The 17,444-nt window shown below is 51.9% G+C and carries 14 protein-coding genes; 10 read left to right on the forward strand and 4 right to left on the reverse strand.

Annotated elements, in window-relative coordinates; translation table 11 throughout:
* Positions 1–94: 94 nt before the first annotated feature.
* From ABD836_RS18040 to selD, 7 genes are all read left to right on the forward strand, one after another.
* On the forward strand, positions 95–1,192 hold the full coding sequence (locus ABD836_RS18040; RefSeq protein WP_344938683.1) for an NADH:flavin oxidoreductase: 1,098 nt from the start codon (positions 95–97) through the stop codon (positions 1,190–1,192).
* A gap of 128 nt (positions 1,193–1,320) precedes the next feature.
* Positions 1,321–1,512: a DUF3185 family protein gene (locus tag ABD836_RS18045; protein WP_344938685.1), complete on the forward strand. Its 192-nt coding sequence runs from the start codon at positions 1,321–1,323 to the stop codon at positions 1,510–1,512.
* Between the two features lie 104 nt (positions 1,513–1,616).
* The gene (gene mnmH, locus ABD836_RS18050; protein WP_344938686.1) at positions 1,617–2,738 is read left to right on the forward strand and encodes a tRNA 2-selenouridine(34) synthase MnmH; all 1,122 of its coding nucleotides are present in this window, start codon (positions 1,617–1,619) and stop codon (positions 2,736–2,738) included.
* A gap of 35 nt (positions 2,739–2,773) precedes the next feature.
* Positions 2,774–3,640, forward strand: a complete 867-nt coding sequence (locus ABD836_RS18055; protein WP_344938688.1) for a putative selenate ABC transporter substrate-binding protein — start codon at positions 2,774–2,776, stop codon at positions 3,638–3,640.
* Positions 3,630–4,328: an ATP-binding cassette domain-containing protein gene (locus tag ABD836_RS18060; RefSeq protein WP_344938690.1), complete on the forward strand. Its 699-nt coding sequence runs from the start codon at positions 3,630–3,632 to the stop codon at positions 4,326–4,328. The genes ABD836_RS18055 and ABD836_RS18060 overlap by 11 nt, the downstream gene beginning before the upstream one ends.
* Positions 4,329–4,334: 6 nt before the next feature.
* Positions 4,335–5,834 (forward strand): PhnE/PtxC family ABC transporter permease, encoded by a 1,500-nt coding sequence (locus ABD836_RS18065; RefSeq protein ID WP_344938692.1) that lies wholly within the window; start codon positions 4,335–4,337, stop codon positions 5,832–5,834.
* An 11-nt stretch (positions 5,835–5,845) separates the two neighbouring features.
* A complete protein-coding gene (gene selD / locus ABD836_RS18070) occupies positions 5,846–8,131 on the forward strand; it encodes a selenide, water dikinase SelD (RefSeq protein WP_344938693.1) in 2,286 nt (761 codons plus the stop codon).
* Between the two features lie 38 nt (positions 8,132–8,169).
* On the opposite strand, the gene ABD836_RS18075 is transcribed toward selD, so the two are convergent.
* Positions 8,170–8,709 carry a hypothetical protein gene (locus ABD836_RS18075; protein WP_344938695.1) on the reverse strand — a complete coding sequence of 180 codons (540 nt, stop codon included), beginning with the start codon at positions 8,707–8,709 and terminating at the stop codon, positions 8,170–8,172.
* A gap of 84 nt (positions 8,710–8,793) precedes the next feature.
* Positions 8,794–9,822: a transporter gene (locus ABD836_RS18080; protein WP_344938697.1), complete on the reverse strand. Its 1,029-nt coding sequence runs from the start codon at positions 9,820–9,822 to the stop codon at positions 8,794–8,796.
* 146 nt (positions 9,823–9,968) lie between these two features.
* Between ABD836_RS18080 and ABD836_RS18085 the strand changes: the two genes are divergently transcribed.
* A complete protein-coding gene (locus ABD836_RS18085; RefSeq protein WP_344938699.1) occupies positions 9,969–11,219 on the forward strand; it encodes a sensor histidine kinase in 1,251 nt (416 codons plus the stop codon).
* Positions 11,216–11,758: a response regulator transcription factor gene (locus tag ABD836_RS18090; RefSeq protein WP_344938700.1), complete on the forward strand. Its 543-nt coding sequence runs from the start codon at positions 11,216–11,218 to the stop codon at positions 11,756–11,758. The genes ABD836_RS18085 and ABD836_RS18090 overlap by 4 nt, the downstream gene beginning before the upstream one ends.
* A gap of 39 nt (positions 11,759–11,797) precedes the next feature.
* Here ABD836_RS18090 and ABD836_RS18095 read toward each other — a convergent pair whose 3' ends face one another.
* Together ABD836_RS18095 and ABD836_RS18100 are read right to left on the reverse strand one after the other, a co-directional pair.
* The gene (locus ABD836_RS18095; protein ID WP_344938702.1) at positions 11,798–14,755 is read right to left on the reverse strand and encodes a choice-of-anchor I family protein; all 2,958 of its coding nucleotides are present in this window, start codon (positions 14,753–14,755) and stop codon (positions 11,798–11,800) included.
* Positions 14,756–14,909: 154 nt separating this feature from the next.
* Positions 14,910–16,130 (reverse strand): argininosuccinate synthase, encoded by a 1,221-nt coding sequence (locus ABD836_RS18100; protein ID WP_344938703.1) that lies wholly within the window; start codon positions 16,128–16,130, stop codon positions 14,910–14,912.
* A 229-nt stretch (positions 16,131–16,359) separates the two neighbouring features.
* Between ABD836_RS18100 and ABD836_RS18105 the strand changes: the two genes are divergently transcribed.
* Positions 16,360–17,442 carry an ABC transporter ATP-binding protein gene (locus ABD836_RS18105; RefSeq protein WP_344938705.1) on the forward strand — a complete coding sequence of 361 codons (1,083 nt, stop codon included), beginning with the start codon at positions 16,360–16,362 and terminating at the stop codon, positions 17,440–17,442.
* Positions 17,443–17,444 lie beyond the last annotated feature (2 nt).

A 17,444-nucleotide genomic window follows, 5' to 3' on the forward strand; every position in this document is an offset into this window, starting at 1 on the left:
TATTTCGTAATATTAGCCGATTATCTTCTGTTTTTGAAAAAGTATACTAAACACCTAGCAATGAAAGCATCATTTGTCTTTTTTGAGGTACCACATGAACACCAGTGCTTTATTTACCCCCTTTGAACTAGGTCAACTTAAGCTCGCCAACCGCACCGTGATGGCCCCAATGACACGTGGGTTTTCACCCAATGGTATTCCTACTGATGACGTTGCCGAGTATTACCGTCGACGCGCCGAAGGCGGTGTTGGCTTAATCATTACCGAAGGCACTCTCATTAATCACCCAGCAGCGACCGACAACACCAGCTACCCGTCTTTCTTTGGAGAAGAAGCCTTGGCAGGCTGGAAGAAAGTCGTTGATGCCGTACATTCTGTTGGCGGCAAAATCATGCCGCAAATATGGCATATTGGCGCAACCCGACGCCCAGGCACCGGCCCAGTACCTGACGCACCCACAGCATCACCCTCTGGTCTGGTATCGAAAGATAAGAAAGTGTTTGAGGCACTAACGACCGAAGAAGTTGAAGGCTTAGTTGCCGACTACGCCCAAGCGGCGTTTGATGCAAAAGAAATCGGTTTTGATGGTGTGGAGATACACGGCGCCCACGGGTATTTGATCGACCAGTTTTTCTGGGCAGACACCAATGTCCGCACCGATCGATATGGCGGCAGCTTAAAAGCACGCAGCCAGTTTGCCATTGAGATTGTAAAAGCCGTGCGCGAGCGCTGCGGCGAAGGCTTTCCAATTGTGTTCCGCTGGTCGCAATGGAAGCAGCAAGACTACACCGCGCGCCTCACCAATACACCTGAAGAATTAGCCGAATTTTTACAGCCCTTGAGTGACGCCGGCGTAGATATTTTCCACTGCAGCCAACGTCGATTTTGGGAACCGGAATTTGAAGGTTCGGACATGAACCTGGCTGGCTGGACCAAGAAAATTACCGGTAAGCCAACAATTAGTGTTGGCAGCGTTGGGCTCGACCAAGAGTTTCTTTCTTCGTTTCGCGGCGAAGGTGCCGACGTTGTTAATATCGATAAGTTGCTTGAAAAAATGAATAGCCATGAATTCGACTTAATCGCGATTGGTCGCGCTCTTTTGGCAAACGCTGACTGGGTAAACAAGATCAAAAATGGTCAACTCGACACATTAAAACCCTTCACGCCAGACAATATCGCACAACTGCTATAACAAGGGCACAGCGGCACGGCTCTGCTTTACAGCGAGGCGCGCCGCTTTATTGGTGTCTTTCACCCCGGCGATGTGTTTATGTAAGCCCCAGCTTAATTCAGCTGTAAACTAGACCAACTGGTGTGAACATGAACAGTAAAGTTATTGGTATCGTGCTCGTCGTGGCCGGCGTCGCATTAACCCTGTGGGGTTACAACATCTATGATTCAGCCAGCGCTCAAATTGGTCGAGCACTAAACGGTGACACCCCTATCGAGGCATGGGCCGGCATGGTTGGCGGCGCGATTAGTGTCTTGCTAGGCATTGCACGGTTAAAATAACCCTCCGCCTCTACCGCAATAAGCATCTGCGAAGCAAACATCCGCAACTTCTCACTGCCGCCTATTCAGCGTAGACTGCTGGCCTCTCAGAAAAATACAAACTTATGGCCAAGCGCGACAATTGTGACGACTTCCGCACACTTTTCCTCAAGGATATTCCCTTGCTGGATGTACGCGCGCCTGTGGAGTTCAGCAAAGGCGCATTTCCTACCGCAGTTAACATTCCACTACTCGACGACGAGCAGCGCCACCTTATCGGCACCCGCTACAAAGAACAGGGCCAGGACGCAGCGATCGCGCTGGGTTGGCAGCTAGCCACCCCCGACATTCAAACCCAGCGCATTGCGGATTGGACGCGACATGCACAGCAACATCCCGAAGGTTATTTATATTGCTTTAGAGGCGGTTTGCGGTCCAACCTTAGCAAACAACTTATTGCCGAAGCGGGCATTGACTACCCTTTAATTACGGGTGGCTACAAGGCCATGCGGCGTTTTCTAATTGACGAACTCGACGCCAATAGCCTCGCGTTGCGCAAGGCCAGCGCACCTCTGGTACTCGTTGCAGGGCGCACCGGCAGCGGCAAAACCCGGGTTATTCAGCGGATCGCACACAGCTTTGATTTAGAGGGCTTGGCTAATCATCGCGGTTCGGCCTTTGGCCGCCGAGTGCACGCTCAGCCTGCGCAAATCGATTTTGAAAATACCCTAAGCATTGCTGTGCTAAAGCTACGCAACACCCACCCTTGGTCACCGCTATTTACCGAAGACGAGGGCCATATGATTGGCTCAGTCACGTTGCCATTAGAGCTACAGGCCACAATGCAACGCGCACCATTGGCAGTGTTAGAAACCCCGTTTGAGGAGCGAATCGACATCGCTCTTGAAGAGTATGTGAGCGCCGCGCGTCCAGAGTACATTGCTGTCTACGGCGAAGAACGTGGCAACGAAAAATTCCGCGCACAAATTCTTGGCAACCTCGACCGCATTCGCAAACGCCTCGGCGGCGATCGTCACAAACAACTGCACAGCGAATTTAGTGCCGCCCTAGACGAGCTAGAACTCAGTGGCAATGCCGAGGCATTTCGCCCCGGCATTGCGCTGTTACTCCGCGACTATTACGACCCCATGTACGACTACCAACAGACTAAGCGCGACGGCCGCGAAATATTCCGCGGCGACAAAGATGACTTAGTCGACTGGGCAACAAGAACTTGCACTATGTAATTCCCCAGCTACCCCACTCTCAAAAGGAGAATATCGTGCGGTTATTGACTGTTTTAACAGCGCTGCTCGTCTCAACCAGTATTTCCCTCAGCGCGGTCGCTGAGACATTTACCTTTACCGCTATCCCAGATCAGGACGAGTCGCGTCTGCAAGAGCGCTTTAGCAAGGTCGCGGCGTATTTAGAAAAAGAACTGGGTGTCGAAGTAAAATACATCCCGGTCAAGAGCTACGCAGCGGCAGTCACAGCGTTTAGAAATAATCAGGTTCAATTGGCTTGGTTTGGCGGCCTGTCTGGCGTGCAAGCACGGGAATTAGTGCCTAACAGCGAGGCCATTGCCCAGGGTTATGAAGACCAGTTTTTTGTGACGTATATTATTGCTCACCACAGCACCGGTCTGAGCAAATCCGAAGATTTCCCCACGAGCATTGCAGGCAAACGCTTTACCTTCGGATCCAAGGGCTCTACCTCTGGTCGTTTAATGCCGGAGTTTTATATTCGCCAAGCATTGAATAAAACGCCCGAGCAGGCGTTTAGTCGAGTAGGCTTTTCAGACGACCACAGCCGCACTATCGCACTAGTACAATCCGGTGCCTATGAAGTCGGCGCAGTCAACTACAAGGTCTGGGAAGACGAACTCGCGGCCGGCATTATTGACCCAAGCCAAGTCAGCGTAATATGGAAAACACCTAGCTACCCTGATTATCAGTGGAGTATTCGCGGCGATGTCGACGACCGGTTTGGCGCAGGCTTCAAAGCCAAGGTGGCGAAAACCCTACTTGCTATTAGCGACCCAGAAATATTAGCGGCCTTCCCACGACAATCGTTTGTGAAAGCCAGCAACGACGATTACCAGGCGATAAAAGACACCGCCACCGCGATCGGCCTGATGGATGCAGACTGACCCCACCGCTAGCGCAGCAACTGACGCTCCAGCGCTGTTTAGCCTAAACGACACAACCCTGAGCTATCAGGGCCGCGTTGTACTGCGCGATATAAACTTAAGCATTACCGCTGGCGAGCGGCTCGCACTGGTCGGCGCCTCTGGCTCTGGGAAATCTACACTGCTAAAACATCTGCGCGGCTTACACTCCAGCCAATGTGCATGGTGTCCGCAACACAGTGGCTTGGTACCTATGTTAAGCAGTTACCACAATATCTACATGGGAAGTTTATCGCGGCACTCTGCGCTTTATAATGCGTGGAATCTGATCAAGCCTTTGGCTGCGCCGAGAAAGGAAATTACGCTGTTAGCAAACCAACTAGGAATTTATGATCAGCTATTTAAACCGCTCGGCAGTTTGTCTGGCGGGCAACAGCAGCGGGTTGCCATTGGCCGCGCGCTGTACCAGCGACAAAAAATATTTTTAGGCGACGAGCCGGTATCTGCCCTAGACGGTTTTCAAGCAGACGGAATATTGAGCTTGATTAGCCATAGCCACGACACGGTCATTTTAGCCCTACATGACACAGAGCAAGCCCGCAAAGTCTGCGATCGCATTATTGGTTTGAAACACGGCCGCATCGCCTTTGATCTGCCCAGCAAACAGCTTAGCGACGATCAGCTAAACGCGCTCTACCATCATGATTAAACTGCGATGACTCGCCCCACGCGCTTTACGCACAGCCTCTTAAAAAGCCCCAAGCACCTAAGCTACGGCCTTGCGCTGATCGCCATTGCCTGCGTGTTTTTTGCCGACCTCGACATAAGCGCCAGCCAAGCCAGCCGTGAGTTGCTACGTATGGGCAAAGGACTTATTGCCCCTAACTTCTGGTCATTTTCTGCCATTGCCAACAGTGCGTTTACCACCCTTGCCTTTGCCCTACAAGGCATGGCCCTAGCGGTCATCGCTGGTTTTGCACTGGCACTGTTGTATCGTTTTTCAGTAGTGCGCGCATTTTGCGCATTTATCCGCGCAATTCACGAACTGTTTTGGGCGCTCATTTTTATTCAATTACTTGGTTTATCACCCCTCGCAGGCTTGCTCGCGATTGCGCTACCCTATGCAGGCATCCTCGCCAAGATTTACGGCGAATTATTTGAAGAAACCGACGCCGCGCCGCGCAACAACCTATTGCACAGTAGTGGCTTGAGCGCGTTTTTTTACACTACTCTGCCGCTCGCATGGCGGCCGCTGCGGCAATACACAAGCTACCGTTTTGAGTGCGCGATTCGCTCAAGTATCGTCTTAGGTTTTATCGGTCTGCCGACGCTTGGTTACCACCTGGAAACCGCCCTTGGTAACGGCCAGTACAATGACGCCGCGGCGCTGCTCTACGTGTTACTGGCAATCGTTGTTAGTCTGCGATGGTGGCTTAAAAAAGCCTTGTTACCCATTTACCTTATTAGTGCTTTTATCTATTTGCCGCCCGCCGCTCATATAAGCTGGGCGAATATCACCCGATTTTTCAGCGAAGATATCATTCCTGCGCCATTGCGCCACCCAAGCAATACCGACTTAAGCGGTTTGTCTGACTGGTTAACACTGTTGTGGCACCAGCAAATCGCGCCAGGCGTTGGCAGCACCTTAATTCTGAGCCAAATTGCACTATTGCTTACCGCCATACTCAGCCTCGCATGGTTTCCCCTTAATTCTCAGCAATTTTTTAGCCCACTCAAACGTAATATTGGCGACGGCTTTTTAATCCTTGCCCGCACTCTCCCAGAGTATTTACTGGCCTTCATAGGCTTGCTGTTACTCGGGCCCTCGATGCTGCCCGCCATACTTGCACTGGGCGTTCACAACGGCGCAATTATCGCGCATTTACTCGGCCGTTTTAGCGGCGACCTTGTACTTCGCGACGACGCATGCCAAGGTCGTAATCGTTATTTTTATGAGGTTTTGCCACGCGTTTACCGCCATTTTTTGGCATTGCTTCTTTACCGCTGGGAAGTGATCATGCGCGAAACGGCTATCCTCGGCATCTTAGGCATTGGCACCCTCGGGTTTTATATTGACTCGGCCTTTGAAGAGTTTCGCTTTGACCGCGCAATGCTGTTAATTTTGTGTGCGGCGCTGCTGAATATGAGCGCAGATGGTTTGGCACATTGGCTGCGCAAACGCCTACACTTAAACACCACAGCTGAGACACTCTAAGCGCTATGGCAATGACACCCCCAGCAACCACCTATTACCAAGACCTCATTCTTGTTGGTGGCGGTCACGCCCACGCGCAAGTGATAAAAATGTGGGGGATGCGGCCTCTACCTGGCGTACGCTTAACGCTTATTTCACCGCAGGTGCAAACCCCGTATTCGGGCATGCTGCCCGGTCTAGTTGCCGGCCACTATCGCTTTGACGACGCCCATATTGACCTAATGCGACTCTGCCAATTTGCGGGCGCTCGTTTTATCCAAGCGAGTGTTGAACGCCTAGATTTAAACAAGCGTGAACTGTGGCTCGCAAATGCCCCTAGCCGGCCAGCAATCGGTTTTGACTTACTTTCTATTAATAGCGGGATTACTCCCGACTTAAGCTTACCCGGCATCGCCGAGTTTGCCACACCGGTCAAACCGATCAGCGCACTTTATCCGCGCTGGCAACAATGCCTAAAGCAATTGCACGACAGCAGCGAGTCCGCCGCAATTACCGTGGTTGGCGGCGGCGCTGCTGGCGTCGAGTTAATTTTGGCCATGCATCACGCCATTCAGCAGCGCAACATCCGCCGACCAGTTACTCTGCATCTGGTTTATCGCAGCAGTCACATACTGAGTAGCTACCCCGAGCGTGTTCGAAAACCGATTGAAGTTCAGCTCAGCAACTGCGGTATTCAACTTCACGCCAATTGCGAGGTAACAAAACTTAGCGCCGGATCTATCCACTTCAACAACAGCACAGCGCCACTGAAGAGCGAGCACACATTCTGGTGCACCCAGGCCAGCGCGGCAACATGGCCTCAGCAGTCGGGGCTGGCGACCGACAGCAAGGGCTTTATCCAGCTACTAGACACGCTGCAATCAACAAGCCACGACTTTGTCTTTGCCGCCGGAGACATTGCCCAGCAAACTAAACACCCGCGCCCAGCAGCAGGGGTATTTGCCGTGCGCCAAGGGCCAGTTTTGTTCGAGAATTTACAACGCAAATTTTTGGCCAAGCCATTAAAGCAACACCGACCACAGCAAAACTTTTTAAGTATTCTCGCCCTTGGCGACAAACAGGCCATTGCCCATCGGCCGCTTTGGCCCACCTTGCGCGGCGACTGGGTGTGGCGCTGGAAACACCGAATAGACCAGCGCTTTATGGACATGTTCTCGAAGCAGAGCATGAAACCGCCCAGCCCTACTTCAGCTATCGTCGATCCAGTCATCAGCGGTTCCGAAACCCCAGCCCCCCACGCTGAATTAGCCATGCGCTGCGGCGGCTGTGGCGCAAAAATTGGCGCATCGAGTTTAAGCAAAGTAATACGGCAGCTACAGCCGGTGCAGCGCGACGATGTAGTTTGGGGTTTAGACAGCGCCGACGACGCCGCTGCAATTCGCATAAACAACAGCAACGACGACGGTCAGCCCCAGCTGTTATTACAAAGTATTGATCACTTTCGGGCATTTATCGACGAACCTTATTTACTCGGCCAGATCGCCGCACAACATGCCTTAAGTGATTTGTTTGCCATGAACGCGGCGCCGCAAAGTGCACTCGCACTTGCCAGCCTGCCATTCGGCGGCGACAAGATTATCGAGCGTGACCTTTTACAATTAATGAGCGGCGCCGTTAAGGTACTCAATGACAATAACTGCAGTTTGACCGGCGGTCATAGCAGTGAAGCCAGCGAACTTAGCATTGGCTTCGCGGTGAATGGCCTAGCAGCGGACGACGCCATTTTAAACAAGTCCACACTGCACGCCGGCCAAGTACTGATTTTGACTCAGGCCCTTGGCACCGGCACCCTCTTCGCCGCCCACGGCCAATTACAGGCCGAGGGGAAATGGTTAGAGACGGCAATTGCAGCCATGCTATCGAGCAACCGCCGCGCCGGTGAAATTTTCAAAGCCCACGCTTCCACCGCCTGTACCGATATAACCGGTTTTGGGCTTATTGGCCACCTAATTGAAATGCTCAAGCCCAGCGGCCTATCGGCACGAATAAAGCTCAACAATATTCCGGCACTCGACGGCGCACTATGCTGTTTGGCAAACGGCATAAGCAGCAGTTTGCAAGCTCAGAACCAACGCTTAAGCATTGCCATAAAGGGCGCCGACAGCTGGATAAACCACCCCTGCTACCCACTACTATTCGATCCGCAAACCTCTGGTGGGCTGCTGGCAAGTGTGCCACCAAATCGCGCAGACGCTTGCCTGCTGGCTTTACACAAAGCCGGCTATCCGTCAGCAAGTATTATTGGGGGCGCTTATGCCAATGCTGATATCGCCAGCACTATTGAGCTCAGTGAGTGAATCAATAGGACCGGCAAAATAGCGGGTACGAGAAGGTTTTACAAAAAGGCGAGCGCCAAGAATATAAACAAGCCAGCACTACACAGCACCAAAGTTTGACGCCGATAAGCTGCACTCATCAAGCCTAAATACAGGCCGCTCATCATGATGAAAATAAGGCCTAGTGCAAAGGCAGTCTGGAATTGCTTATACCAGCTCGGCCCGTGACCTTTGTGTAATTCCATTACCGCCCCTTGCAAACTCGGCGACACCACGCTGACAGCAACGCCATCGGCCCTCTGCCTTAAACGGTAATGTTCTCTGCTACTTGGACGTGTAGAAAATTCGCTTCCCTTGCCTTTCACATATTCAAAATTAGCTTCCACGCCAAGACCTAACAAGGCAGCATCCACATCATCGAATAGCGTGGGGCTCTCCGCATCCAGTTTGAGGCCGCTAACAAACCCTAATTCCGCGCTTTGCATTTGGCCTTTTACGCCTAATAAATACAAGCCACCCGACACCGCCATGATAATAACCATAGGCGCGAAAAATGCGGCAAGATACAAATGAATAGAAACTAACAAACGGCGGGACATACGCTAAATCCTTTAATTGCAAATACGCTGTGGTCGATTTGTATTAAACACAGCGTAGCCTACTCTCCCTCGGTTAAGTTTTCATTAAATGGCGTACTGCCAGCCCAAAGTAATGGATTTTTGCATTTCCATTTGTGGGCCGTCTAATTCTTGGTAGACCGGTACACTGTACTCTACCGCTAAACGCTGACCCTTCAGGGCACCCTGTTCAAACAGATGATTCACACCGATGGCTAAGTCGCTCCGCTCGCCACCCTGAGCATTGGTGTCGGCGGTTGGCACCATCATCGGATTAAGGTCCGGATCGCTGCCCTTTATATTTCCCCAAGAAGTATGGCTCAGCCGCAGTGAGCTACTCAGCGAGCTCATCCAGCTCCGAGCAATCCAAACATTCGCTTCGTAACGATTACCTAAGCGGTAGCCGTTATCATTATTGTCAGTACGGATGGTCGCCAAGGCCTGAGCGCCCCAATTGTAGTTTGCCGAATAGGCCTGATAGGTTAGTCCAGGCCGGAGGTCAAAACTACCCGAGCCAAGCTGCATGCCATAGGGCAATTTAGCATTCGCCATCGCAGGCGTGTCGTCTCGCTCGTCAATACTGCCCGTTGGCAGACTCAAACCAAGATTGATATGAATGCGGTGGCGGCGATCTGCCGACGAAAAAGCATTGAGCAAGGCGCCCACTTTTACGTCACCAAGGCCGGAGGTTTTTGTGGTGAATTCGGCGCCCATGCGGGTGATAAGATTCATCTCTTTATTGACTAACGGCAGCATCGCCATAAATGTAACCGCATCGTTGGGCGCATACATAGCCCCCAGCATGTGCATCTCCATGCTCATTTCCAGAGGTGCCACCATATAGGGACCAGGGCTCATCATGGTGCCGGTAATTTCGGCAGAAGAAACCGAATCATTACCGTCTAAATTACCGTCCATCTCCATGTGCATATAGCGATAAGAGAACATCCATTCACCGGTCTTATGCAAGTGATCCCCCATTACCCCGATTGGCGCGTGGCTAATCGCGCCAGTAGCGAGTTCTCCAGTCGTTGTTTCATGAGAAAATACGTGGGCACTGGCCAACAGGGAGAGTAAAGCAGCAAACTTACGCATAATCGCGTCCAACATCTTCTAAAAACGGGGTCGCAGTGTAACAAGCTGACTTAGCTTAAGGGATGCGGCAAAGTGTCGCACCGCCTGACCACGCCGAGGCTTAAGGCTATACTAGTACTTTTACACATGCTTTTCGGGAACCTAATTTGCAGCCCAACACCGCTAATTTACGTGGCCTGTGCTTCATTCGGAGCTTGGTCATCGCCGGACAATTCGCTGCGGTATTCTACGCCGAAAGCCAGCTCAACTGGATGCTACCCTACGTCACCCTAAAGTTATTGCTGAGCGCCATTTCGGGCTTTGCCGTGTTTAGCTGGTGGCGCAGCTACCAAAGTTGGCCAGTAACCGACGTCGAGCTATTCATCCATCTGTGTGTCGACACCCTTGGTTTTAGTGCCGTACTGTATTTTTCCGGTGGCGCCAACAACCCATTCATTTCCTATTTACTAGTGCCGCTGTGTATTTCTGCCGCGACGCTACCCTGGGCCTACACTTGGCTATTAGGCGCACTCGGCTTTGGCGCCTATAGCTTTCTTCTCTTCAACTTCATCCCACTGGAAGCGATTGCGCCAATGCAGCACCAACACGGTGGCGCGCCCAACACACATATACTGGGCATGTGGGCCAATTTTTTGGTCAGTGCGCTGCTTATCACTTACTTCGTGTTCAAGATGGCTCACAGCTTGCGTCAGCGCGAAGCTGAGCTCGCCAGCAGCCGCGAACACCGCCTGCAAGACGATCAGTTACTAGCCGTGGCCAGCCTCGCAGCGGGCACCGCTCATGAGCTAGGCAGCCCGCTGTCGACAATGAAAATTATCCTTGAGGATTTTGATGGCCAAGGCCTAGATGACGACAGCCGCGCCGACATCAATACCCTGAATCAGCAGCTCGATCACTGCCGCGACATACTCGCTAGCCTCGTCAACACCGCGCGGGACTTAAGCGAGGGGCAAATCAACAACACAACGGTGGCCCACTATTTGGCTAACTTGCGTGAGCGCTGGCAGGTAATGCGGCCCGATTGCGAACTTCGCAGCAGCCACCAGCCCACACTCGCCAACACGGCACTTAAACTGGACGGCACGGTCAGTCAGGCGATTTTAAACCTGTTAAACAATGCCGCAGATGTGAGCCCAGCGCAGGTCGACTTAGACATAAGCATTGACGAACCACATCTTATTTTCGCCATTAGCGACCGTGGTCCGGGACTCAGCGCCGAGCAAGCCAACATCATGAGCAAGGCCTTTGTCAGCAGTAAAGGCAAAGGCCGAGGACTCGGACTCTTTTTAAGCAACGCCACCGCCAACCGTTATGGCGGTGAGTTACGCTGGCAACGCCGCGATGGTGGTGGCAGTCGCGTAGAACTCCGCTTACCCTGCGCCAAGGTGGTCGCATGACAAACAGAAATCCCAAAATTTTAGTGGTTGACGATGACCTTGGCTTCAGCGCCACCCTGTGTCGGTCTTTACAGCGTCGCGGCTTTGAGGTTGAAGTGGTTCACGATGTCGACACCGCCGTGGCGCTGTGCGATCGATTTAGCCCAGATAAGGCGATCATCGATTTAAAATTGGAAACGCGCTCGGGGCTACATTTAATCCCGGTCCTGCGCCAGCGCTTTCCCACGATCAAAATGCTGATGCTTACGGGCTATTCAAGTATCGCTACCACCGTCGACGCCATTAAACTCGGCGCTGACAATTACTTGCAAAAACCAGCCAGTACGACCGAAATTCTTGCCGCATTGGCCGACAAGCCGGTGGCTGCAACATCACCCACACCAGAGCTCAGTCCGCCATCACTAGACCGTATTGAGTGGGAGCATATTCAGCGGGTGCTGACAAAAAACGAAGGCAATATTTCTGAAACGGCGCGGCAACTGGGTATGCATCGCCGCACGTTGCAACGTAAATTACAAAAACGGCCTGTAAAAAACTAATTACAGGCCGTCAGCGTTTCCATCGAAAGCGTTTAAGCTTTACTCGGTAGTACTTGTCGATGTATCCGTATCGATTTCCAGAATCCGCACGTTGCCGCTCTTTGCATTCGCCACGGCGAGATACGCTTGGCTACCAACAACAAAGAGTGAGATACCGTTGGCGCCTTCATCACCAGTACCCGCACCAAAGTCGCGGTTATTCACATACTGAACAAACTGCACACCCAGTGGCGAAGTCACATCGTATATCGCGATACCGCCGGCACGCTCCAAGCTAACAAAGGCGTAGATACGACTACTGCTAGAGACCAAGGTGATACCTTTCGGCGCCGCGCCATTAGCTGGGCTCGCGGTATCAGCGTCGTTAAAGTTAGCGCCCAAGGCCGCTTCAGTAATCTTCGCTAAGTCATTACCTGAATCAAATTGCAGCTCACCCTCTTCATTCCATATCGAGAATGAGCGGGCACCAAAGGCAGTAATCTCATCAATATCACCATCGTCATCGGTATCGCCGGCTTCGCTACTAACAATCAAACCTTCAAGCTCAGGAGCTGGGTTAGGAAAGTTCTGATTGTCGGCGTCGATTGCTGGGCCAGAAACACCATCTAGCTCAGCAACGGTGCGCTGTTCACTAAAACCACTGTAATTTCTGGCGCTACCTTCGTTTGCAGTTATAAAGTAGTTCTTACCACCAAAACGGTATGCACTAATGCCGTCTGGCTGATACAAGCCATAAACACCAGGCCAACTGCGAATATCCGCCGTGGAATCAGCAGTAACATCCACCTCGTTGCCGACCAGACCAAAGTCTTTGCTGCCCAGTGCCACAATGCGATCGATAGTTTCATCGTCTAGATCGATAACCACTACCGCATTATTTTCCTGCAGTGTCACAAACAACTTGGTGTTGTCCAACGATACCGCGATATGCTCTGGCTCCAAATCTTGAGCAACACTAGCGCCTGGGCCAAACACTCGTACACCGGCCGGCAAGTCAGCGGCGCGGCTCGCGCCGATGTTAAATTCAGTGAAACCAATTTCCACAACGTCGGCGACATCAATGCCATTGCTGAGATCGATGATTGACACACTGCCTTCTGGATCTACGTTGTAGTCATCGCTGGGCTGGCCTTCATTTGCGACAGCAATCTTAATGCCGAGCAAATCGAAGATAGCCATTTTCGGCGACGGGCCAACTTCAAAAGTTCTCACAAGACTTAAGTCAGACAATAAGTAAACCGCGACAATGCCATTTTCTTGGGGGTCAACATTATCTAGCGCCACAGCCAAATACAGGCCGGCGGTAGTAACCCATTTTGGCGAGCCTATTGTAATACCGGCATCTGTCGCTGCAGCGACTAGATCCACGCTAGCAGGGGTCGCAATGACCGGCGTGAGGGGCTCGGAAACATCGACAATATCAACAGAGTCAGTTTCAGCGTTAACCACAAATAAACGCGAGTAGGTGCTATCACCCGCTACCGCAGTTGCCGCACCCACATCATAGCCAGCGCCAGCAACCGAGAAAGAAGCAGAGTTAGCGTAATCTAAGCCCGCTTCCAGCGGCGCCGAGGACGTCACCACAAAGGCGCCAACCGGCAACACCTTAACCACATTGCTTACACCGCCAATGCCGTAGTGGTTATCGTTTAATACCACGCCGAAGTTAGAATCTAGTAGCGCGAAACCTTCTATGTTCTCCGCCAACGCATCAATTCCATCCGGCAGAGGCATCGTCAAGGAATCAAAACCTAGCTGTTTGGTGATAAATTTGGTGTCAGCAACAAGATTTTGCTCTTCTAAACTTGGACTGGTGGTACTTGAGTCCCACGCGGTGTCCAAAATATTGGTAGCGTTTGCCAGATTCAATCGATAGAACTTGCTAACTGTATTGGCCTGCTCAACAACTACAACGTAATCTTCGGCCAGAGCGATGGCTTCATTTATAGTTACTTCGCTCTGTGCCACGAAATCGCCACCGTCGAGATCACCCGCTCCTGTCGCCTTGATTGCAAAGTTTGCAGGCGGATCTAAGCGGTAAAGATACTCACCGACAACCGCATCTGCCGTGCCGTCTTCGTTCAGTGCAACTTTTAAGACACGTACAATACGCGAGTCAGCCACACCGCTCTGAGGGTTATCTAGCGGGCCTTGCATAAAGAGATAAAGGCTTAAGTTATCTGGGCTCAGCGCCAGTGCTTCAATACCGCGATCAACTTTCCGCTTACCAAAAATAGCGGGAATAATATCGTCACTCACCGAGTAGCTTGCCGCTCCACTGGGGTCGTTAACTAAGTCGCCAATCATCCCAGCGGGGACTTGGCGCTCTAAAATCTCACCCGTACTGCTTACCAGTAATAAACTTGGGCCATTTTCTTCAGCCACCCAGAAATTACCATTGTTCAGGAGCACCAGTGCCTCGGGGTCAATACCATTTGCACTCGGAGTCAATTCGACACCTTCGTTATCGTAGGCTTTTTCGACAACTGCACTCGAGAAATTATTTGGCAGACCATTAATCGCGCTACCGCCACTGCCCGTCAGGGTAATTTCTTCAGACTTCGCTAACGCTAATTCTGTACCAATACCACTGAGCTGCCATTTGATAATTTTTGGCGAGTAGTCTTTTAACGCAAAAATAGAACCGCTGTTGCCATCACAAAAATCGGCGATGCCAAGCACCGCGTCGCTGTCGGCGCAGTCAATCGTTGGACCACGGTCAGTTATGGTATAAAAAACATTATTAGACGCCGTAAGCGGCCGGAACGCGCCACTGCCGATAGCCAAATTTAAATCCAGTGATTGGCCAGCAACGCCATTTTTAGAAAAGCTGACGCTACCCAGGGACTCATTGACTGTAAACTGCCGGGAATTGGGCTCGGTTCCACTAAAACTACTGCTACTGCTGTCACCACTGCAGGCAGTGGTGGCAACGATGCCGATGGCGAGCGACAGCGCCCAGAATTTACGTCCGTACATCTGCGGTTCAAAAATCATCAATAGCATCCCAATTTACATTTCAGGGCAGCGCCAACACGCATACCAGCGTTTTATTGACAGTGCGACCAACATTCAAGCCAGGCACCATCACAAAAGATAGATCTATATAAAGTAAAAAGGGGCTTTGCCGGCCCCTTAAACAACGAATAAATTACAGCTGTGAGCGGCCTTTATTCGCGGCAATACGCAGACGCAGAGCATTGAGTTTAATAAAGCCTTCTGCGTCTTTTTGATCGTAAGCGCCCGCATCGTCTTCAAATGTGGCAATTTTCTCATCAAAGAGTGAATTGTCAGACTTGCGACCCACTACGACCACATTTCCCTTGTAGAGTTTCAATCGTACAACACCGTTAACAAAACCCTGCGAGTCGTCTATGGCCGCCTGTAGCATACGGCGTTCGGGGCTGAACCAATAGCCGTTATAGATAAGTTTTGCATAACGAGGCATCAATTCATCTTTCAGATGCGCCGCTTCGCGATCTAGGGTGATGGATTCAATGGCGCGGTGAGCGCGCAACATGATGGTGCCGCCAGGTGTCTCGTAACAGCCACGAGACTTCATGCCCACATAGCGGTTTTCGACCAAATCCAAACGGCCAATACCGTTGTCACCGCCAATCTTATTCAGTGTAGCTAGCATCGTAGCGGGGCTGAGCGCCTCGCCATTCAAGGTAATTGGGTCGCCTTTTTCATAGCCGATCTCAATATACGTTGGGGTGTCGGGCGCCGCTTCTGGGCTTACGGACCAACGCCACATGTCTTCTTCTGGCTCCCAGTATGGGTCTTCCAAGTTGCCACCCTCGTAGGAGATGTGCAGCAAGTTGGCGTCCATGGAATAAGGGGATTTTTTCTTCTTGCCGGCAAAGTCGACGGGGATATTGCGCTCTGCGCAGTAGGCCATCAGGGTTTCCCGGGAAGTCAGATCCCACTCGCGCCATGGCGCAATCACTTTGATGCCCGGCTTAAGCGAGTATGCGCCCAGCTCGAAACGCACTTGGTCATTACCTTTACCCGTTGCGCCGTGGGAAATTGCATCCGCGCCGGTTTCATTCGCTATTTCAATTAGACGCTTAGCAATCAGCGGGCGGGCGATAGAGGTGCCCAGCAAATACTCGCCTTCATAAATCGCATTGGCGCGAAACATGGGATAGACGAAATCGCGCACATATTCTTCACGCAGATCATCGATGTAAATTTCTTGTACGCCCAGCGCCTTGGCTTTTGCGCGTGCGGGCTCCACTTCCTCGCCCTGACCGATATCAGCGGTAAAAGTCACCACTTCACATTTGTAGGTATCTTGCAGCCACCTGACAATCACTGAGGTGTCGAGGCCACCTGAATAAGCCAAGACTACTTTATTGATATCCGACATTTAACACTCCGCTGAAGCCCCCGCAAAACGCTGTGTCTGCGAGATTAAAAAAAGACCGCCATTTTAGCGGTCTTTGCCCCGCTGCGCCATGCCAGCTTGCGCCTTCTGCCCAGATCGGTAAAAAAGCGGTAAAACTATTGAAATGAGTAGCCCTCAGCCTATTGACGACAAGGCTATTGCTGGCAAAAAATAGCGCAAATTCCACATTGCGACGGAAGCCCCCCACGCCGTGCTAGAGATAAACGCTGTTTCACGTAGCTTCGGCGATTTTGTCGCGCTCGACAAAGTTAGTTTGCACATCCAAGCCGGCGAGTTTTTCACTCTGCTGGGCCCGTCCGGCTGTGGCAAAACCACCTTATTGCGCCTAATTGCTGGCTTTGATGAAGCCGATAGCGGCCAGATTCTGCTCGACGGCAAATCCCTGTGCGCCCTGCCACCTGAAAAGCGGCCGGTACACACGGTATTTCAAAGCTATGCGCTGTTCCCCCACATGACCGTGGCGGAGAATATCGCCTTTCCGCTGCGCATGGCCAAAATGAGCAAGGCTGAAATTGCCCATCGCGTAACAGAAGTCCTCGACGATGTGCGCCTGCCAGATAAAGCCAATCACTACCCTGACGCCCTATCAGGCGGCCAGAAGCAACGCATCGCGATTGCCCGCGCGCTGGTGAACCGCCCGCGCTTGCTGTTGCTAGACGAACCTTTATCCGCGCTGGACGCAAAATTGCGCGAACAAATGCAAATCGAGCTGATCAATCTGCAAAAAGAAGTCGGCATCACCTTTGTGTACGTCACCCATGATCAAGGCGAAGCACTAGCTTTGTCGCACCGCATTGCGGTAATGAACAAAGGCGAGATCAGCCAGATTGACGAACCCTCGGTGCTCTACAGCTACCCCGACAATCGCTTTGTGGCGGACTTTATCGGCCAGTGCAATATTCTCGACGCCAAGGTGGTTAGCTGCGCCGAGCAAAAAATTAACATCGCAATAGCGGGTCTGGGTGAAATCGCCGCTACCGCCAACCCCGAAATCAGTTTTACGCGCGGTGACAGCTGCGCGCTAACACTGCGCCCCGAAAAAATTCGCCTTGCTGCCAAACTTACCGCAAACGCCGATGAAGTAGCGTTCAGCGGCAAAGTCCACGACATGCTGTATCTGGGCGATGTCACCGTGTATATCATCGAACTTGCAAACGGTGTGCTCATTGAGGCTATGCTCGCCAATGACGCACCCGGCCGAATCCGTCTATTCGACACCGGCGACGCCGTGCAAATTGCCTGGCGTATCGACGCCGGCCATTTGGTGCCGTAAGC

This window comes from Zhongshania borealis (assembly GCF_039539625.1).
Lineage (GTDB): Bacteria > Pseudomonadota > Gammaproteobacteria > Pseudomonadales > Spongiibacteraceae > Spongiibacter > Spongiibacter borealis.